Here is a 19,488-nt window from a genome sequence, read left to right as displayed (position 1 = left end):
GCCGCCGCAACCCGCCGCCCACCCGTCGGACCAGGGCCGCGGCGCGGCGGCTCGACGGTGACGGTCAGTTCGCCGGGAACGTCACCGCCGCGCCCGTTGGGCGATCACGACACCGATCGGGCTCACCCGGCAGTCATGACCGCCCGCGCAGCCGGGGCGGGATCCAGCGCGGTGCTGTGCAGGATCCGCTGCCGGTCCGGGCCGTCGGCGACGCAGACCAGGTAACACCCGGTGCCGGGGCGCAGCAGCGCCGGCACGTCCAGCAGGGCGGCACCGCGTACCAGGATGGCGGCCAGCTCCCGGTCGGTGATCCGGACGCCGAGAATGTGCCGGCGGACGTGCCGCCCACCGGCGAGCAGGGCGGCCCGCCAGGCCGCCGCGGCCAGCCGGGGCCGCCACGACCGCCGTACGGTCGACGCGCCCGGGACCGGCCCGCCCAACAGCTCGCGCCGGCCCTGCCGCCAGCCGGCCTCCAACGTCCGCGCGTACGCCGGCCGGTGCTCGATCGGCACGGAGAGCCGGTGCAGTTCGAAGCGGCGGCGCAGACCGCCGACGGTCACCTCGTGCTCGATGGGGACGTCCAGGCGGCCGAGCAGCTGTCCCATCCGGTGCGCCGCCTCCTCCCGGTTGAACTCCACCGACGGGGGGCGGGGCTCCGGCACCGGCCGGCGGGTGCCGGCGACGGCCGGCGGGGGCGTGCAGCGCAGCAGGCAGGCGGCCTCGAACGCGTCGGCCAGGGTCGACCAGTCCAGCGGCGGCGGGGTCGAGGGCAGGCGCGGCCGGTCGAGCAGGATCTGTTCGGGAGCCAACTCAGGCACTCCTTGTCGGCGTCGGGGGTCCTCCTACCGTGGCCCGCCGACGCCGAGGGGGAAACCGATCGGCCCCAGCCTTGAGGAAATCTTGCGGGTGTCCTACAACTCCGTGACGACCACGTCGACCTGGCGTGGCCGGCCGGTGGGGCCGGGCTGCTCCAGCACCGGATACTTCAGGTCGCGCAGCGCGGTCAGCAGCCCGTCGGCGGTACGCGGCCGGGCACCCGCGGTCAGCAGGTCGCGGACCAGCCGGCCCTTGGTCGCCTTGTTGAAGTGGCTCACCACCGAGCGGACGGGCACCCCGTCGACCTCCCGTTCGTGCAGCACCCGGACGGTCACCGTGCGCTCGGCCACCTCGCCCCGGGGCGCCCAGCTGGCCGCGTACGCGCCGGAGCGCAGGTCGAGCACGGGCCCGTCGCCGGCCGCCGCGGTCATCGCCGGCCCGAGCGTCCGTCGCCAGTACGCCGACAACGCGCCGACGCCGGGCAGCCTCGCCCCGATCGGGCACCGGTAGGGCGGGATCCGGTCGGTGAGGCGTACCGCGCCCCAGAGCCCCGAGCTGATCAGCACCGACCGGCGGGCCGCCCGCTGCGCGGTCGCCGGCAGCGAGGCCAGGTCGAGCGCCTCGTAGAGCACCCCCGTGTAGACGCGACCGGCGGGCGCGGTGGCCGCCGCCCGCAGCCGCGCGTTGCGGCGCAGCTCGCCGCGTTGGCCCGCGCTGAGCCCCAGCGCCGCCCGGGCCGCCTCCTCGTCGCCGTCGGCGCTGAGCGCCACCAGCGCCGCCAGGACCTCCTCCCGGGCGCCGGTCAGCTCCGGCAGGGAGAGCCGGGCGAGGTCCAGCCGTCGGCCGGTGCCGGCGTCGGCCTTCCCCTCGGAGGGCGGCAGCAGGATGAGCATCGGTGGACTCCTCGGCTCGGCGCGGCATCCGCGCGCCGGTGCGGCCAGCGTACGGGCCGGCCCTACCGCCACGGCCGTACCGGCGTCTGCGGGTGGTACACGCGGTAGCCGCCCACCTCGGCGACCAGCGCGGCGTCGGCCCGGTCGCCCAGCAGCCCGCGCAGCCGCCGCTCCGCCGCCGACCCGGTCTCCAGCGCGTACCCGGGTCGGTCGGCCCGTCCCACCTGCCGCCAGTACGCCGGGTAGCGGTTCTGCCCGGGGGTGAGGCTGTCGTCGAGCACCCCGCACACCACCGACTCGGCCGTGTTGAAGATCAGCCGGTTGCAGGTCCAGTAGTCCCCGTACACCTCGCGGGGGCCGCCCGCGCGTAGCCGGTCGGCCAACTCGCGGGCCTGCCGCTCCTCGACCCGGGACGCCCCGGCGCCGGTGACGGCGAACAGCACGGTGACCATCAGCATGGTCGCGGTCAGCGCGGCGAGCACGGCGGTGGCGAGCGCCCCGGCCAGCCGGCCGAGCGCCCCGACCGTGCCCCGCCAGCAGGCGACGGCCGCCAGCCAGAGCGGCCAGAGCACCGCCGGCAGGGAGAGCTGGAGCACCGACAGGTAGCGGGCGTTGTCCAGCGGGCTGGTGGCGGCGAGCGGGCTGCGCACGTACGACATCAGGGTCAACGCCGCGCCCACGACCAGCGCGAGGTGCACCACCGGGCCGACCCGCTCGCCGCGTGGGGCGCCCGCGGCCCGGCGGTACGCGACGACGGCGAGCCCGGCGGCGACCACCAGCAGTACGGGGTAGAGCAGGCCGAACCAGCCCTGCCAGCGGGCGCAGCCGTCCACCGGGCAGAGGCCGGTGGCGAGCGGCACCCCCTCCAGCAGCCCGCCGTCGAGCCGCCGCGACCATGGCGGCGTCGGCCCGGTGCGGGTGCTGATCTCGCGGAACACCGACAGCGAGTCCTCGCCTGGCGGGGCGAGAAGGTTGTCCCGGATCATCGGCGCGATCCCGACGGCGAACCCGGCCAGCAGCAGCACCCCGGCCCAACCGAGCAGCTCCCGGCGAGCCACCCAGAGCAGCGCCAGCGCGGCCACCGCGAGGTAGGGCAGGATCAGCCAGTCCGACCAGGCGGCCACCCCGGCGAGCAGGCCGAAGAGACCGACGGCCAGCCGGCGGTGCCGCACCGTTCCCCGGGCGAGTCCCACCGCGGTCAGCAGCATCAGCAGCACCGCGACCTTGACCTCGGGACGGCCACCGACCACGGTCAGCTGGTCGCGGACGACCCGTTCCCCGCCCAGCGCCAGCAGTCCGACGACCCCGGTGGCGAACCAGGGCGAGCAGACCCGCCGGGTGAGCCGGTGGATCAACCACAGGAAGAGGGCGTAGAGCACCAGCAGCGGCAGGCGCAGCAGCGGCCAGCTCGGCCCGGCCGCCGCGATCAGCGGCGCGGCCAGGTAGGACTCCAGCACCCCCATGTAGCGCTGCCCGTAGAGGAAGACCGGCAGCTCACGGCCCTGCGCGATGTGCAGCGCGGCCAGCCCGAACGTGGCCTCGTCGCTGTTGGAGACGGGCACCGTGTGCAGGGTCAGGACCAGCCGGTAGCCGACCCCGGCGAACCCGAGCAGCAGCGCGACGAACGCCGGCCGGTCGAGCTGCGGGCGCCACCGCCCACGCTTGCGCACTGGTTGCGACACGACCAACGCCCCCGTCGTCGTCCCGACCGGAGTGTTTCACGCCGCCGGGGTCGGCCGGGGCGGATCGGCAGGACGGGCCGGTCACCGAGGCTCCGCCGCAGATCGGCGCAGTGCGGACGATCTGCCGGATCACGGCGGGCCTGGCGGCGGGCTTCCCGGCGGCCGGGGAAGATCGCCTCCCCTGGCCGAGGCGGCGGGGAAGATCGCCTCGCGTGGCCGAGGCGGCCGGGTTGTGGCAGGGTTGCTGACGTGCCACCCACTCCCGCCGGCCAGTTGGCCGTACCGAACCTGCACCGGGCCGCGCGGATCGAGGACGCCGTGCACTCGCTGGTCGAGCGCCGGCTGCGGCGCACCGGCTGGCGGACGAACATCGTCGCCTACACCGGCTACGGCTCGCCCGGCTGGGTGCGGGTGATGTGCCGGGTGCTGCTGGGCCGGCCGGACACCCGCCAGCAGGGCCGGCTGGAGAAGGTACGCGGCTGGCGCAGCTTCACCACGCTGCCGGCCAAACACGTCACGGTGACCATCGAGGCCGGCGGGGCGCGGCACGAGGCGCGCGCCGACCGCAGCGGGTTCGTCGACGCCATGGTCGAGGCGGACCTGCCGCCCGGCTGGGGCTCGGTGCGGATCAGCCTGCCGGACGCCGACCCGGTCGAGGCGCCGGTGCGCATCCTCGACCCGGAGGTGCGCTTCGGCATCCTCTCCGACATCGACGACACGGTGATGGTCACCGCGCTGCCCCGGCCGCTGCTCGCCGCCTGGAACACGTTCGTCCTCGACGAGCACGCCCGCAACGCCGTGCCCGGCATGGCGGTGCTCTACGAACGGCTGGTCACCGCGCATCCCGGCGCCCCGGTCTTCTACCTCTCGACCGGCGCCTGGAACGTGGCGCCGACGCTGACCCGGTTCCTGTCCCGGCACCTCTATCCGGCCGGGCCGCTGCTGCTGACCGACTGGGGGCCGACCGCCGACCGCTGGTTCCGCAGCGGGCGTGAGCACAAGCGGGTCACCCTGGCCCGGCTGTCCCGGGAGTTCCCCGACGTGAAGTGGCTGCTGGTTGGCGACGACGGGCAGCACGACCCGGAGATCTACCGCGAGTTCGCCGCCGCCCACCCGGAGAACGTGGCCGGGGTGGCGATCCGCCGGCTCTCGCCCACCCAGGCGGTGCTGGCCGGTAGCCTGCCCACCCCGGCCGGCGAGTCGTCGGCGGGGCCGGTGGGGCAGAAGTGGCTCTCCGCGCCCGACGGTGCCGGTCTGTGGAAGCTGCTGCGCGGCGCCGGCCTGGTCTGACTCCGCCGCCCACCCACCTCACCTCATCGCTGGGCCGTGCCAGGTGCCGCGTGAAGCGGGCTTGAGCTCAACCCGGTTCTCGTCGGTCCGCCCATGACGACAAGGCACCCATCGAGCGGCCCGGCCTGCGGACCTGTGAAAGCCGTTCGATCACGCAGAGTGTCTATCCGCAGCGCTCGCCTAACCTCGCTCCGCTCCCTTTGCTCTGCATACATATCCGCACCGGACACGATAAGTAATCGGTGCGTATGGGGATGCAGAGCAAAGGGCGCGTGGCGGTGTCAAGGTGGGGTCAAGTCTGCCGACTCGAAGTCGCTGCTCAGTGCGCCGTCTGGCAGCGGAGGCCAGGATTGGATGCTTGACACAAGGCGGAGCGGTGATTACACCGAGTGAGGCAGGGGGCGATCTGCGGAAAGTGACACTCCGTCACGCCGCGATGCGGTCCCGGTCGGCCAGGAGCGGGTGTGCGGGGCCGCAGAGGATTTCGCACGGGATGCCTGACCGGACGTTCACCGTGGGGTGTGGCCGTGACCTCGCGCGGTGAAAGTGCTGAAGGATACTTGCGCAACGGCCCGACAACATTGAACATCTTTTCGTGCGCAGAGAATTTGGTCGATTCCTTCCCGGCGCGGCACTGGTGGCGGCGCTGGCCCTCGGCGCGGCCGTCCCCACGGGCGCCCCCGTCTCCCGTCCCACCACGCCGGAGGCCGTGCCGGTCGCCGCCCAGGCGGCCTGCGTGACCGACCCGGCCACCCCGAAGCGGCAGCTGCGCGGCATGTGGATCGCCAGCGTGGCCAACATCGACTGGCCGAGCCGCACCGGGCTCACCCAGGCCGCCCAGAAAACGGAGTACCGGGGCTGGCTCGACCTGGCCCAGCAGCGGCGGATGAACGCCGTCGTCGTCCAGATCCGCCCCGCCGCCGACGCGTTCTGGCCGTCGACGTACGAGCCGTGGTCGCAGTGGCTCACCGGCACCCAGGGCGGCAATCCCGGCTACGACCCGCTGGCCTTCATGGTGGCCGAGGCGCACGCCCGCAACCTGGAGTTCCACGCCTGGTTCAACCCGTACCGGGTGGCGAACCACACCGACCTCAGCAAGCTGGCGGCCAGCCACCCGGCCCGCAAGAACCCGGGCTGGACCGTCTCCTACGGCGGACACATCTACTACAACCCCGGCATCCCCGCCGTCCGCGCCTTCGTGCAGGACGCGATGATGGACGCCGTCAAGCGCTACGACATCGACGCGGTGCACTGGGACGACTACTTCTACCCGTACCCGGTCAGCGGGGTGGCCTTCCCCGACCAGGCCACCTACGCCCAGTACGGCGCCGGCTTCAGCAACATCGGCGACTGGCGGCGCAACAACGTCAACCTGCTGGTGCGGGAGATGCGCGACAAGATCCGGGCGGTCAAGCCGTGGGTGAAGCTCGGCGTCAGCCCGTTCGGCATCTGGCGCAACGCCGGCACCGACCCGCTCGGCTCGCGCACCAACGGCCTCCAGTCGTACGACGCGATCTACGCCGACACCCGCCGCTGGGTGCGCCAGGGCTGGGTCGACTACATCGCCCCGCAGATCTACTGGCACATCGGCCACCCGGCGGCCGACTACGCGGAGCTGGTGCGCTGGTGGTCCGAGACGGTGACCGGCACCAACGTGCAACTGCTCGTCGGCCAGGCCACCTACCGCTCCGGCGCGACGGGACAGGACCCCGCCTGGCAGGACCCGACCGAGCTGACCGACCACCTGACGCTCAACCGCAGCCACCCGAGGATCGTCGGCGACATCCACTTCAGCGCCAAGGACGTCCGCGCCGACCGGATCGGCGCGGTCTCCCGGGTGGCCACCGACCACTACCGCCGACCCGCGCTGGCGCCGGCCGGGGTGGGCGGCGCCGCGCCCGCCGCACCGAACCTCACCTCGGCGGTACGCGGCACCGGCGGCGTGACCCTGAGCTGGCAGCGCGGCGCCACGGGCAGCACGGCCGCGTACGCGGTGTACCGGCTGCCCGGCGACGGCGCCGTCGACGCCTGCGACCTGGCCGACGCCCGGAACCTGCTCGGCACGGTCCGTGCCTCGGGCACGACCGGGACGTTCACCGACGCCACCGCCGCGGCCGGCTCGACGTACCGCTACCTAGTGACGGCGCTGGACCGGCTGCACCACGAGAGCGCCGCCAGCAACGCGCGGGTCGTCACCGGCACCGGCGGGACGTTCAGCGTGATCGTGGACAACGCCACCGCCGGCGGCTTCACCGCCGCCGCCACCTGGGGCACGTCGTCGTACCTTCCGGCGCGCTACGGCGCCAACTACCGGTTCGCCAACCCGCAGGCGGTCAGCGACCCGGCATGGTTCACCGCGACCCTGCCCGCCACGGGCAGCTACCGGGTCGAGGTCTGGTACCCGGCCGACCCCGGCTACAACAGCGCCACGCCGTACCTGGTGGCGACGGCGAACGGGACCGTGACGGCCAGGGTCGACCAGCGCACCGGCGGCGGGCAGTGGCGGGTGCTGGGCACCTACGACCTCGCCGCGGGAACGCGCCAGGTCGTCGGGGTCAGCCGCTGGACCAGCACCCAGGGGTACGTCATCGCCGACGCCGTACGGATCACCCGAGTCTGAGGTGAGCCGATGGAGAGCTGCCGTACGGTCGAAGCCGTGCCGGTCCGCCCGGCCGTAGGTGTCTCCTGTTTCCACCCTTCGGAAGTTGCGTTCCGCTTCTTGGGATGATCGGAGATCTTGGTGGGAATCGGCCCCTCAAGGGGCCGATTCCCACCAAGATCTTCATGAGGTCGGTCGTGGCCCCGGCTGGTCGCCGGGAATGGGGCTCCTGGCCGTGGTACGCGGTTTGAGGTGCGTGCTGACGACGTCGGATCAGTCGCGGCGCAGCCAGAGCACGCCCAGCGGCGGGACCCGTAGCGCCGCCGAGGCGGGCATCCCGTGCCAGGGCACGTCCTGCGCGTGCACGGCACCGAGGTTGCCCACGCCCGAGCCGCCGTAGTGGTGGGCGTCGGTGTTGAGCACCTCCGCCCAGGTGCCGCCGGCCGGCAGCCCCACCCGGTAGTCCTCCAGCGGCAGGGCGGAGAAGTTCGCCACGCAGACCAGGGTCGCGCCGTCGGGGGCGATCCGGACGAACGAGACCGTGTTGTTGGCGACGTCGTCGCCGGCTATCCAGCGGAAGCCGGCCGGTTCGGTGTCCTGCGCCCACAGCGCCGGGGTGTCCCGGTAGACGCGGTTGAGGTCGCCGACGAGGCGCTGCACCCCGGCGCGGGCCGGGTCGTGCAGCAGGTGCCAGTCGAGCCCGCGCTCCTCGCTCCACTCCCGGTCGTCGGCCAGCTCGCAGCCCATGAAGAGCAGCTGCTTGCCCGGGTGCGCCCACATGTACGCCAGCAGGGCGCGTACGTTGGCCAGCCGCTGCCAGGTGTCGCCGGGCATCTTGCCGGCGAGGGAGCCCTTGCCGTGCACCACCTCGTCGTGGCTGATCGGCAGCACGTAGTTCTCGCTCCAGGCGTACGCCAGGGAGAACGTGAGCTGATGATGGTGGTGCTGCCGGTGGACCGGGTCCTTCGAGGTGTAGAGCAGGGTGTCGTGCATCCAGCCCATGTTCCACTTGAATCCGTACCCGAGCCCGCCGGCGTCGGTGGAGCGGGTGACGCCCGGCCAGGCGGTCGACTCCTCGGCGATCAGCACCACCCCGGCGTGGTGCTTGTAGACCGTCGCGTTGACCTCCTGCATGAACGCGATGGCCTCCAGGTTCTCCCGGCCGCCGTGGCGGTTGGGCAGCCACTGCCCCTCCTGCCGGGAGTAGTCCAGATAGAGCATCGAGGCCACCGCGTCCACCCGCAGCCCGTCGACGTGGAACTGCTCGCACCAGTAGAGCGCGTTGGCGACCAGGAAGTTGCGCACCTCCGGGCGGCCGAAGTCGAAGACGTACGTGCCCCAGTCGGGGTGCTCGCCCCGGCGCGGGTCGGGATGCTCGTAGAGGGCGGTGCCGTCGAAGCGGGCCAGCGCCCACTCGTCCTTCGGGAAGTGTGCCGGCACCCAGTCGAGGATCACGCCGATCCCGGCGGCGTGCAGGGCGTCCACGAGGTGACGGAACTCGTCGGGGTCGCCGAAGCGGGACGTGGGCGCGTAGTAGCCGGTGACCTGGTAGCCCCAGGAGCCGCCGAACGGGTGCTCCATGACGGGCAGCAACTCCACGTGCGTGAAGCCCAGCTCGGTGACGTACGCGGTGAGCTGCTCGGCCAGCTCCCGGTAGCCCAGCCCGGGGCGCCACGAGCCGAGGTGCACCTCGTAGACGCTCATCGGCTCCTGGTGCGGCTGCCGCCGGGCCCGCCGCGTCAGCCAGTCGGCGTCGCCCCACTCGTACCTGGAGTGGTGCACCACCGAGGCGGTGGCCGGCGGCACCTCCGCGTACGCGGCCAGGGGGTCGGCCTTGTCCCGCCACCGCCCGTCGGCGCCCAGGATCCGGTACTTGTAGCGGGCGCCCGCCCCGACGCCCGGGACGAACAGCTCCCACACCCCGCTGCCGCCGAGCGAGCGCATCGGCCAGCCGTCGTCCGGCGCCCAGCCCGCGAAGTCGCCGACCACCCGCACGCCGCGCGCGTTCGGGGCCCAGACGGTGAACGCCACGCCCTCGTCGAAGACCCGCGCGCCGAGCACCTCCCAGAGCCGTTCGTGCCGGCCCTCGGCGATCAGGTGCAGGTCCAGGTCGCCGAGGGTGGGCGGATAGCGGTACGGGTCGTCGTGCAGGTGCCCGTCGACCTCGACGCGGTAGTCGAGCACCTCGCCCGACACGGTCGCCTCGAACACTCCGACGTCGTGCACCCGCCGCATCCGGTGCCGCTCGCCGTCGACGAGGAGGGTGACGTCGGTGGCGCCCCGGCGCAGCGTCCGGACGACCGTCCGCCCGTCGGCCGGGTGCGCGCCGAGAGTGGCGTGCGGGTCGTGCGTGGCACCGGCGATCAGCTTGTCCATCGGGCGTCGTCCTTCTGGGCGGGTGCGGTGGGGGCGGTGCCGCCCGAGAGGTCGTCGGGAACGTCGGCGACGGTCAGGTCCGGCGCCCCGGTCGCCGACGCCGGGCCGGCGGCGGGATCGGCGGTCGGCCGGAGCACGGTCAGCACGTGCGCCGGTTGCAGGTAGGGGTCGAGGCGTACGGCGTTGCGCTGCCCCCAGTCGTAGCTGGCGCCGGTCAGCTCGTCGCGCACCGTGAACCGGTCGTGCCAGTCGAGCCCGAGCGCGGGCATGTCCAGCGTGGTGTTGCCCCACTGCACGCTCTGCGGGTCGAACGAGCAGACCACGACGACGGTGTTGCCCGTCTCCGCGTCGTGCTTGGACCAGCAGAGCAGCGAAGGGTTGTCGATCTCGTGGAAGACCAGGTTGCGCAGCTGGTGCAGGGCCGGGTTCTCCCGGCGTACCCGGTTGAGCACGGCGATGAACGGGGCGAGGGAGCGGCCCTGTGCCTGCGCGCCGGCCCAGTCGCGGGGGCGCAGCTCGTACTTCTCGTTGTCGAGGTACTCCTCCGCCCCGGGGCGGGCCACGTGCTCGAACAGCTCGTAGCCGGCGTACATGCCCCAGGAGGGGGAGAGCAGCGCGGCCAGCACCGCCCGGATCTTGAACATCGGCGGGCCGCCGTGCTGCAACGACTCGTGCAGGATGTCGGGCGTGTTCGGCCAGAAGTTGGGCCGCATGTAGTCGGCCGCCTCGACCAGCTCCTCGCAGTACGCCCGCATCTCGGCGGCCGACGTGCGCCAGGTGAAGTACGTGTACGACTGGGTGAAGCCGATCTTGCCGAGCCCGTGCATGATCGCCGGCCGGGTGAACGCCTCGGCGAGGAAGAGCACGTCCGGGTCGACCTTCTTCACCTCGGCGATCAGCCAGTGCCAGAAGTCGAACGGCTTGGTGTGCGGGTTGTCCACCCGGAAGATCCGGATGCCCTCGCCGACCCAGTGCAGCACCACCCGCAGGACCTCGGCCCGGATGCCCTCCGGGTCGTTGTCGAAGTTGACCGGGTAGATGTCCTGGTACTTCTTCGGCGGGTTCTCCGCGTACGCGATGCTGCCGTCGGCCCGGGTGGTGAACCACTCCGGGTGCTCGGTCACCCACGGGTGGTCCGGCGCGCACTGCAACGCCAGGTCCATCGCCACCTCCAGCCCCTGCTCGGCGGCGGCGGCGACGAAGTCCCGGAAGTCCTCCGGCGTACCCAGGTCGGGGTGGATCGCGTCGTGGCCGCCCTCGGCGGCGCCGATGGCCCACGGCGAGCCGACGTCGTCCGGCCCGGCGGTGAGCGCGTTGTTGCGGCCCTTGCGGTTGACCCGGCCGATCGGGTGGATCGGCGGCAGGTAGAGCACGTCGAAGCCCATCGCCGCGACGCCCGGCAGGCGCTCGACGGCGGTGGCGAACGTGCCGGAGCGCGCCGGCGCGTCGACGGTGGCCGGGACGGCCCCCTCCGAGCGGGGGAAGAACTCGTACCAGGCGGAGAAGAGCGCCCGCTGGCGGTCCACCCACAGCCGGTGCTCCGCGCCGGTGGTGACCAGCTCCCGCACCGGGTGCTCCCAGAGCAGTTCGGCCAGCTCCAGCGCGGGGGCGACCCGCCGGGGCAGCTCCCGTCGCTCGTCGCCCAGCGCGGCCACCGCCGCCTCGACCCGCTCGCGGTCCGCGGCCGGCACCAGGTCGACGGCGGCACTCAGCACGCGTACGCCCTCGGCGAGGTCGTTGGCCAGCTCCTGCGGCCCCTGACCGGCGGCGATCTTCTTGGTGACCGCGTTCTGCCAGGTCAGGTACGGGTCTCCGAAGGCCTCGACGGTGAACGACCACTCGCCGACCGCGTCGGGGCGGATCACGGCGTGCCAGCGGTCCTGGCCCGGTTCACCCGGCCGCATCCGGGTGAACGGGCGGGCCCGCCCGTCGGGGCCGAGCCACACCACGTTGCAGCCCAGCGCGTCGTGCCCTTCCCGGTAGGCGCGCGCCGACACCGGCACCGGCTCGTCGACCACCGCCTTCGCCGGGTAGCGACCGCAGGAGACGACGGGGGAGACGTCTTCGATCGGGAACCGTCCACTCACCGGTTCAACCTACTGCGCGAGATCGTCTCGTGCTCGGTCAAGCACCCCCTCCGCCCTCCTCGGCACCGCGCGGCGCCGGGTGCCGCCGGGTGGGGCGGGCGGCGTCGGGTGGGCGCCGAGCGGCGTCGGGCGGGGCGGGCGGCCGCCGGACGGCGGGGCGGGTGCGGCGGTGGCGCCAGGTGGCGGCGTCGGGCGGGGCGGGCGGGGCGAGCGGCGCGGGTGCGGCGGTGGCGCCGGGTGGCGGCGTAGATCTTGGTACCTAAGGGCCCCTTGGCGGGCCGTTTCCTGCCAAGATCTACTGCTGTCCCGAGTACTGGAACGCTTTGCCCGGAAGGTGGAAGGGTTGGGGTTCAGGAAGGTGGCTCCGCCGCCACGAACGAGCCCTTGCCCTGGTGCACCTCGATCCAGCCCCGCTCATCGAGGATCCGGAGGGCGAACCTGATCGGCGTGGCGCTGGCGCGGTACTGCCCGCACAACTCCGTGATCGACGGCAGCTTGTCTCCGGGCTGCAGGGTGCCGGATTTTATCGACGCGATCACATCCGCGATGACTTGCTCGTATACGGGTTGTCTGGGCATGGCAGTGGCCGCCTCTCGTCAGCCCCTTGATCTTGCCACGCACACAGCATCCTGTGCATGGTGTGTTGACTCTGCACACACTGCACACTAAGTTGACGGCAGAGGTCCTCTCGTCAGCAGCGGAGTGCCTCGGATCAGGGCGGGGTGGTTCCCCCGTGCCACCCCGCCCCCACCGCAATCGAGGAGGCGCCGATGCGTGAGCGTTCGGAAGGCGGGCCGCTGCCCCCGGCACGCCCGGTTCCGGGCGGTCGTCCGCCGCAACCCGACGGCGACCGGGTGCCCGATCCGTCGCGTGCCGAGCCGAGCGGCGTGACGCGCGACGGCGAGCGGCTGCCGTCGACGCGTCGCCAGTACGCCTACGGCGGCGCGGTGGCGTTGCTCGTACTCGTGCTGCTCGTGGTCGGGATCCTCCGGTGAGCGGGACGGGCCGGGCGGTGCACGACCTGCCGGTCGGCCGGCGGGTCGCCCAGTGGCGGGTGCGGCGCAACATGACCCAGCAGCAGTTCGCCGACCGCCTCGGCAAGTCGAAGAGCCGGGTGGACAAGGTCGAGCGCGGAGTGCGCCCGCCGGAACGGATGTCCCACCTGCGGGAGGTCGCCGAGGCGCTGCGGATCGACATGGAGGTTCTGCTCGCGGAGCGGATCGGGCAACCGGACGTCGCCGTCGCCGGTGTGGCGCGGGTTCGGGCCGCCCTGGCCCGCTACCACGTCGAGGCGTCGCCCCGGCCGCCCGACGTCGCGAAGGTGCGGGCCCGCCTCGACCACGCCGAGCAGAGCTACCGGCACGCCCGGTACCCGATCCTGCTCGGCCTGCTGCCCGGGTTGCTCGACGCCGCCCGCGAGGCGCGGGTCGCCCGCCCCGGCCGGGTCGCCGACGAGCTGCTGGTGTCCGCGTACGGGCTCGTCGCCCTGGTGCTGGTCAAGGTCGGTCAGGGGGAGTTGGCGTGGCTGGCCGCCGACCGGGGGATGACCGTCGCGCTCGCCCGGGACGAAGCGCGGCTGGCCGCCGTCGCGACCGTACCGCTGTGCCAGGCGTTGCGGGCCGTGGGCCGGCGGCGTTCCGCGATGGACGCGGCGGTCGTGGCCGCCCGCCGCCTTCCGCCGTGCGGGTCGGCCGAGGACGCGCTGTCGCCGGGCGCCGACGATGCCGCGTCGCTGCACGCGACGCTGCTGCTCCAGGCCGCCCTCGCCGCCGCCGGCCGGGGCGACGAACGCCGCGTCCCCGGGCTGCTCGACGAGGCCGCGGCAGTCGCCGGGCAGGCCGGGGCCGGCGGCGGAGGCTTCGGGCCGGCGGCGGTCGAGGCCGCCCGGGTGGTGGCCGAGGCCGCCGTGGGCGACGTCCGGGCGGCGACGGTACGCCACGAGCGGCTGGTCCGCGGTGAGCAGTGGCGGTGGCTGCCGCCCGAGCACCGGGCGGCGTACCTGCTCGACGTGGCCCGCGCGCACGCCCTCGCCGGCGACCTGCCCCGGGCGGGCCGGGCGCTGCTGGACGCCGAACGCACCGCGCACAGCGAGGTGCACGCCCGGCCGGCGGCGCGCGACCTGGTCGCCGCCGTGGCCCGGCACGCCGCCGATCCCGCCGGCCTGGCCCGCCTCGCCGCCACCCTGAGGGTCTAGCTCGACCGTTGCGCGACGAACACGAACTCCCGACCCGGGCGGTCGGGTGCCTCCCGCACGTCGAGGACCCGGTAGCCGTTGGCGGCCAGACTCGACTCGACCTCGTCGCGGCTGCGGAACCGGAGAGTCGAGTCCGACGTGACGACCACACCGTTGGCCAGGAACCGGTACGTGTGCCGGAAGGAGACGAACGGCAGGTCGATCTCGGTGACCTCCAGCCGTTGTTCCACCGGCCCGACGCCCGGCACGTCACGACTGACCGGAGCGGCGTCCGCCCACGCCTCCCACGCGCGACGCTCGGGGCGTCTGGTCTCGAAGACGAGGTGGCCGCCCGGGCGGAGAGCGCCGTGGATGCCCCGGAGGGCCTGCACCCAGTCGGCGTCGGTGCGGAAGACCTGGGCGACGTTCCCGGTCATCGTGGCCAGGTCGACCCCGATCGCCGGCAGCGCGGTGGCGTCGCCATGGATCCAGCGGACCTTCCCCGTCGGATCCTTCGACCGTGCCACCTTGAGTGACGCCTCGGCCGGGTCGACGCCGACGACCGGGTGGCCGAGTTCGGCGAGCAGGATCGCCAGCGACCCGGTTCCGCAGCCGACGTCGAGCACCATCCTGGCGTTCAGTTCGCCAGTGATCGCCAGGTAGGCGGCCAGATCGTCGCGGTCCCCGTCGAACGCGTCGTAGACCGTTGCGAGCAGCGGATGGGCGAAGATCGCATCGGGCACCCGGCGACCCTACCGCCGGCTCCGCCTCCGGTCAGCCGAGGTCGTGCTCGGCGGGGCTGGTGTTGAGCACCCAGGCGAGCGGCATGCGTGCCCGTACGCCGTAGTCCTCGCCGTCCAGGGTGTGCATCGTGACGGTCTGTGCCGGGTCCTGCTCCACGATCCAGTACTGCGGGATGCCGGCCGTGGCGTACTCGCCGCGCTTGGTCACCGTGTCGGTGCCCTCGGACCCGGGCGAGACGATCTCGACCACGAGAAGGACGTCACCGGCCGGCAGCCACACCCCGTCGGACTGGGTCTTGCTCCAGACGGCCAGGTCGGGGATGCGCCCGCCGACCCCGCCGCTGCGGCCCGGGATGCGCAGCCCGACCGCCTGGGCGAGGCGGTCCGCCGGCACACCGCCCTGGGCGAGCCACACCATGAGCCGGGTCGCGATGATCGCATGGGCGTATCCCGGCGGCGGCATGATCGAGAGAACTCCGTCAGGGCTGATCTCGTACCGATGGTGCTCGTCCGCGGCCATCATCGCGGCCAGATCGTCGAGCGTCACGACCGGGGGCATCGACCTGCCAACCGCCTCTGCGCTCATGCCGGCATCGTACCGGCCCCGGCGGGGTGACGACCGCGACGAACACGCGTGGGGTCAAGGCCGACGGCCTTCATTGCACGGAGCGGTAGAGCTCCAGGGTGCGCGCGGCGATCGCGTCCCAGGAGAAGTGCTCGACCGCCCGGTGCCGGCCCGCGATCCCGAACTCCCTCGCGCGGCCCGCATCGGCGAGCACCTCGTTGATCCGCGCCGCCAGGTCGGCCACGAAACGGTCCGGGTCCAGCGGCCGGCCGGAGCCGTCGGTGGCCTGCTCGATGGGGACCAGCAGCCCCGTCTCGCCGTCGGCGACCACCTCGGGGATGCCGCCGGTGGCGGTGGCCACCACCGCCGTCTCGCAGGCCATCGCCTCCAGGTTCACGATGCCCATCGGCTCGTAGACGGAGGGGCAGACGAAGACCGTGGCGTGGGTGAGCACCTGGATCACCTCGTGCTTCGGCAGCATCTCGGCCACCCACACCACCCCGGAGCGCTTCGCCCGCAGCTCCGTCACCAGGCCCTCCACCTCGGCGGCGATCTCCGGGGTGTCCGGCGCCCCGGCGAGCAGCACGAGCTGGGTGTCCGCCGGCAGGTCGCGCGCCGCGCGCAGCAGGTAGGGCAGGCCCTTCTGCCGGGTGATCCGCCCCACGTACACCACGCTGGGCAGGGCCGGATCGATGCCGAGCCGGTCCACCACGTCGGTGCCGTGGTCCGGGGCGTACTGCGTCGTGTCGATGCCGTTGTGCACCACCCGGACCTTGTCGGGGTGCACCGCCGGGTAGGCGGTCAGCACGTCGCGCCGCATCCCCTCACTGACCGCGATGACCGCGTCGGCGGCCTCGAACGCCGTGCGCTCGCACCAGGAGGAGAGCGCGTAGCCGCCGCCGAGCTGCTCGGCCTTCCACGGCCGCAGCGGCTCCAGGCTGTGCGCGGTCACCACGTGCGGCACGCCGTGCAGCAGCTTCGCGGCGTGCCCGGCGAAGTTGGCGTACCAGGTGTGGCTGTGCACCACGTCGGTGCCGGCGCACGCCGCCGCCATCTCCAGGTCCACGCCCATCGTCCGCAGCGCGGCGTTCGCGCCGGCCAGGCCGGCCGGCTCGGCGTACGCGGCGACGCCCGGCTCCGAGCGTGGCGCGCCGAAGCAGTGCACCCGTACGTCGGCGAGTCGGCGCAGCTCACGGGCCAGGTACTCGACGTGCACGCCGGCGCCGCCGTACACCTCGGGCGGGTACTCACGGGTCAGCAGGTCGACGCGCAGCCCGGCGGAGTCGTTCATGAACGGCACCCTAGTGCAGAACGCGCCGCCGCACCGGCTGCACAACTGTGCCGTACGAGTGGTGAACTGGCGGCGGGGTAGATAGCGTCTGGACATGGCTGCCAAGGTGCTCGCGATCGTCCTGGCCGGCGGAGAGGGCAAGCGCCTGATGCCGCTCACCACGGACCGGGCCAAGCCGGCCGTCCCGTTCGGCGGGATGTACCGCATGGTCGACTTCGTCCTGTCCAACCTGGCGAACGCCGGCTATCTCAAGATCGTCGTGCTGACCCAGTACAAGTCCCACTCGCTCGACCGGCACATCACCAAGACGTGGCGGATGTCGACCCTGCTCGGCAACTACGTCACACCGGTGCCGGCGCAGCAGCGCCGGGGCCCGTGGTGGTTCGCCGGTTCCGCCGACGCGATCTACCAGAGCTTCAACCTCATCCACGACGAGCAGCCCGACCACGTGATCGTCTTCGGTGCCGACCACATCTACCGGATGGACCCGCGGCAGATGGTGGAGGACCACATCGCCTCCGGCGCCGGCGTCACCGTGGCCGGCATCCGCCAGCCGCTGTCGATGGCCGACCAGTTCGGCGTCATCGAGGTCGGCGAGGACGGCCGGCGGATCCGGGCGTTCCGCGAGAAGCCCACCGACGCGGTCGGCCTGCCCGACGCGCCCGACCAGATCTACGCGTCGATGGGCAACTACGTGTTCAGCACGAAGGCGCTGTGCGAGGCGGTCGAGCGCGACGCGGAGGACAAGACCAGCAAGCACGACATGGGCGGCAGCATCATCCCGATGCTGGTCGAGCGCGGCGAGGCCAACGTCTACGACTTCCGCGACAACGAGGTGCCGGGCAGCACCGACCGGGACCGCGGCTACTGGCGCGACGTGGGGACGCTCGACTCCTTCTACGACGCCCACATGGATCTGATCAACGTGCACCCCGTGTTCAACCTCTACAACTTCGAGTGGCCGATCTACACCGACCAGCCGCCGTACCCGCCGGCCAAGTTCGTCCACCAGTGGGGCGAGCGGGTCGGCCGGGCGGTCGCCTCGATGGTCTCGCCCGGCGCGGTGATCTCCGGCTCCCTGGTGGAGAACTCGATCGTCTCGCCCAAGGTCAAGGTGCACTCCTGGGCGCAGGTGGACGGCGCGGTGCTGATGGAGGGGGTCGACGTCGGCCGGCACGCGGTCGTCCGCCGGGCCATCCTCGACAAGAACGTGGTCGTGCCCGAGGGCGCCGAGATCGGCGTCGACCTGGAGAAGGACCGGCAGCGCTACACCGTCTCCGACAACGGCATCGTGGTCATCGGCAAGGGACAGAAGGTGGAACCGTGAGCAGTCATCCCCGGGCCGGCAGGCCCGCCCAGCCCGCCGACCTGGTCGACGTGCCACGGCTGGTGACCGCCTACTACGCCGAGCACCCGGACCCGCAGGACCCGGCGCAGCAGGTCTCCTTCGGCACGTCCGGGCACCGCGGGTCGAGCCTGCGCAACGCGTTCAACTCCGACCACATCCTCGCGGTCACCCAGGCGCTCTGCGACTACCGGCGCGAACAGGGCCTGGACGGGCCGCTCTTCCTCGGCCGTGACACCCACGCGCTCTCCGCCCCGGCGGCGGTGGACGCGCTCGAGGTGCTCGCCGCCAACGAGGTCACCGTGCTGCTGGACGCCCGCGACGGCTACACGCCCACCCCGGCGGTGTCGCACGCCATCCTCGCCCACAACCGGGGACGCACCAGCGGGCTCGCCGACGGCATCGTCATCACCCCGTCGCACAACCCGCCCGACGACGGCGGCTTCAAGTACAACCCCACCCACGGCGGCCCGGCCGACTCCGACGTCACGAGGTGGATCCAGGACCGCGCCAACGCGATCCTCGCCGACGGCCTGAAGGAGGTCCGGCGGATCCCGTACGCGCGGGCCCGCGCCGCCGACACCACCGGGTCGTACGACTTCCTCGCCCGCTACGTCGACGACCTGCCGGCGGCGATCGACGTCGACGCGATCCGCGACGCCGGGGTGCGCGTCGGCGCCGACCCGCTCGGCGGGGCGAGCGTGGCCTACTGGGGCGAGATCGCCGAGCGGCACCGGCTGGACCTGACCGTGGTCAACCCGGCGGTCGACCCGACCTGGCGGTTCATGACCCTGGACGGCGACGGCAAGATCCGGATGGACTGCTCCTCGCCTAACGCGATGGCCTCGCTGATCGCCGCCCGCGCCGACTACCAGGTCTCCACCGGCAACGACGCCGACGCCGACCGGCACGGCATCGTCACCCCCGACGGCGGCCTGATGAACCCCAACCACTATCTCGCCGTGGCGATCGCCCACCTGTTCCGCACGCGCACGCAGTGGGGGCCGGCCGCCGCCGTCGGCAAGACCCTGGTCTCCTCCTCGATGATCGACCGGGTCGCCGCCGACCTGGGCCGCCCGCTGCTGGAGGTGCCGGTCGGCTTCAAGTGGTTCGTGCCGGGGCTGCTCGACGGCGCGGTGGGCTTCGGCGGCGAGGAGAGCGCCGGCGCGTCCTTCCTGCGCCGCGACGGGGGCACCTGGACCACCGACAAGGACGGCCTGCTGCTCTGCCTGCTCGCCGCCGAGATCATCGCGACCACCGGCCGCACCCCCAGCCAGCACTGGACGGAGCTGGCCGAGCGCTTCGGCGCCCCCGCGTACGCCCGGATCGACGCGCCGGCGACCCGGGAGGAGAAGGCCGTGCTCGGCAAGCTCTCGCCGGAGCAGGTGACCGCCACCGAACTGGCCGGCGAGCCGATCACCGCGATCCTCACCACCGCACCGGGCAACGACGCGCCGATCGGCGGGCTCAAGGTGACCACGGAGTCCGGCTGGTTCGCCGCCCGGCCGTCGGGCACGGAGGACGTCTACAAGATCTATGCCGAGTCGTTCCAGGGCCCGGAGCACCTGGCCCGGATCCAGCAGGAGGCGAAGGACCTGGTGTCCGACGTGCTGGCCGGGTCCTGACCC

At 73.2% G+C, this 19,488-nt stretch carries 15 protein-coding genes; 6 read left to right on the top strand and 9 right to left on the bottom strand.

The annotated features are described in order from the left end of the window. Positions 1-122: 122 nt before the first annotated feature. The 3 genes from KBX06_RS18180 to KBX06_RS18170 all read right to left on the bottom strand — a co-directional run bounded on the left by KBX06_RS18180 (position 123) and on the right by KBX06_RS18170 (position 3,391). Positions 123-809, bottom strand: a complete 687-nt coding sequence (locus KBX06_RS18180; protein ID WP_210836387.1) for a hypothetical protein — start codon at positions 807-809, stop codon at positions 123-125. Between the two features lie 102 nt (positions 810-911). Next, on the bottom strand, positions 912-1,709 hold the full coding sequence (gene yaaA, locus KBX06_RS18175) for a peroxide stress protein YaaA (protein WP_210836386.1): 798 nt from the start codon (positions 1,707-1,709) through the stop codon (positions 912-914). A gap of 62 nt (positions 1,710-1,771) precedes the next feature. Continuing rightward, positions 1,772-3,391, bottom strand: coding sequence for a hypothetical protein (locus KBX06_RS18170; RefSeq protein ID WP_210836384.1), 1,620 nt, complete (start codon positions 3,389-3,391; stop codon positions 1,772-1,774). Positions 3,392-3,640: 249 nt separating this feature from the next. Between KBX06_RS18170 and KBX06_RS18165 the strand changes: the two genes are divergently transcribed. Together KBX06_RS18165 and KBX06_RS18160 are read left to right on the top strand one after the other, a co-directional pair. Continuing rightward, positions 3,641-4,681, top strand: coding sequence for an App1 family protein (locus KBX06_RS18165; protein ID WP_210836382.1), 1,041 nt, complete (start codon positions 3,641-3,643; stop codon positions 4,679-4,681). Positions 4,682-5,276: 595 nt separating this feature from the next. After that, positions 5,277-7,301, top strand: coding sequence for a family 10 glycosylhydrolase (locus tag KBX06_RS18160; RefSeq protein ID WP_374225653.1), 2,025 nt, complete (start codon positions 5,277-5,279; stop codon positions 7,299-7,301). Positions 7,302-7,553: 252 nt separating this feature from the next. Here KBX06_RS18160 and glgB read toward each other — a convergent pair whose 3' ends face one another. The 3 genes from glgB to KBX06_RS18145 form a co-directional block, all read right to left on the bottom strand. Next, the gene (gene glgB, locus KBX06_RS18155; RefSeq protein ID WP_210836380.1) at positions 7,554-9,656 is read right to left on the bottom strand and encodes a 1,4-alpha-glucan branching protein GlgB; all 2,103 of its coding nucleotides are present in this window, start codon (positions 9,654-9,656) and stop codon (positions 7,554-7,556) included. Beyond that, complete coding sequence (locus KBX06_RS18150) at positions 9,644-11,743, bottom strand: alpha-1,4-glucan--maltose-1-phosphate maltosyltransferase (RefSeq protein ID WP_210836379.1); 2,100 nt, start codon at positions 11,741-11,743, stop codon at positions 9,644-9,646. The genes glgB and KBX06_RS18150 overlap by 13 nt, the downstream gene beginning before the upstream one ends. Positions 11,744-12,093: 350 nt before the next feature. After that, positions 12,094-12,321 carry a winged helix-turn-helix domain-containing protein gene (locus tag KBX06_RS18145; RefSeq protein ID WP_210836378.1) on the bottom strand — a complete coding sequence of 76 codons (228 nt, stop codon included), beginning with the start codon at positions 12,319-12,321 and terminating at the stop codon, positions 12,094-12,096. Between the two features lie 192 nt (positions 12,322-12,513). On the opposite strand from KBX06_RS18145, the gene KBX06_RS18140 reads away from it, so the two are divergent. Both KBX06_RS18140 and KBX06_RS18135 read left to right on the top strand, forming a co-directional pair. Next, positions 12,514-12,738, top strand: coding sequence for a hypothetical protein (locus KBX06_RS18140; RefSeq protein WP_210836377.1), 225 nt, complete (start codon positions 12,514-12,516; stop codon positions 12,736-12,738). After that, positions 12,735-13,937 carry a helix-turn-helix transcriptional regulator gene (locus tag KBX06_RS18135; protein ID WP_307854674.1) on the top strand — a complete coding sequence of 401 codons (1,203 nt, stop codon included), beginning with the start codon at positions 12,735-12,737 and terminating at the stop codon, positions 13,935-13,937. The genes KBX06_RS18140 and KBX06_RS18135 overlap by 4 nt, the downstream gene beginning before the upstream one ends. Here the strand turns inward: KBX06_RS18135 and KBX06_RS18130 are convergent. The 3 genes from KBX06_RS18130 to glgA form a co-directional block, all read right to left on the bottom strand. Then, entirely contained in the window at positions 13,934-14,659 is a 726-nt protein-coding gene (locus KBX06_RS18130; protein ID WP_210836376.1) for a class I SAM-dependent methyltransferase, read from the bottom strand. The genes KBX06_RS18135 and KBX06_RS18130 overlap by 4 nt on opposite strands. Positions 14,660-14,690: 31 nt before the next feature. Then, positions 14,691-15,245, bottom strand: a complete 555-nt coding sequence (locus tag KBX06_RS18125) for a Uma2 family endonuclease (RefSeq protein ID WP_247686166.1) — start codon at positions 15,243-15,245, stop codon at positions 14,691-14,693. Between the two features lie 70 nt (positions 15,246-15,315). Then, positions 15,316-16,515, bottom strand: coding sequence for a glycogen synthase (glgA, locus tag KBX06_RS18120; RefSeq protein ID WP_247686165.1), 1,200 nt, complete (start codon positions 16,513-16,515; stop codon positions 15,316-15,318). 94 nt (positions 16,516-16,609) lie between these two features. Here glgA and glgC point away from each other — a divergent pair, with 94 nt between their 5' ends. Both glgC and pgm read left to right on the top strand, forming a co-directional pair. Next, complete coding sequence (gene glgC, locus KBX06_RS18115; RefSeq protein ID WP_210836375.1) at positions 16,610-17,842, top strand: glucose-1-phosphate adenylyltransferase; 1,233 nt, start codon at positions 16,610-16,612, stop codon at positions 17,840-17,842. Beyond that, complete coding sequence (gene pgm / locus KBX06_RS18110; RefSeq protein ID WP_210836374.1) at positions 17,839-19,485, top strand: phosphoglucomutase (alpha-D-glucose-1,6-bisphosphate-dependent); 1,647 nt, start codon at positions 17,839-17,841, stop codon at positions 19,483-19,485. Before glgC ends, pgm begins: the two co-directional genes overlap by 4 nt. The last annotated feature ends 3 nt before the right edge of the window (positions 19,486-19,488 follow it).

The organism is Micromonospora sp. C31 (assembly GCF_018070575.1).
In the GTDB taxonomy this organism is placed as follows: domain Bacteria; phylum Actinomycetota; class Actinomycetes; order Mycobacteriales; family Micromonosporaceae; genus Micromonospora.
This window is presented reverse-complemented; position numbering and strand designations above follow the sequence as displayed.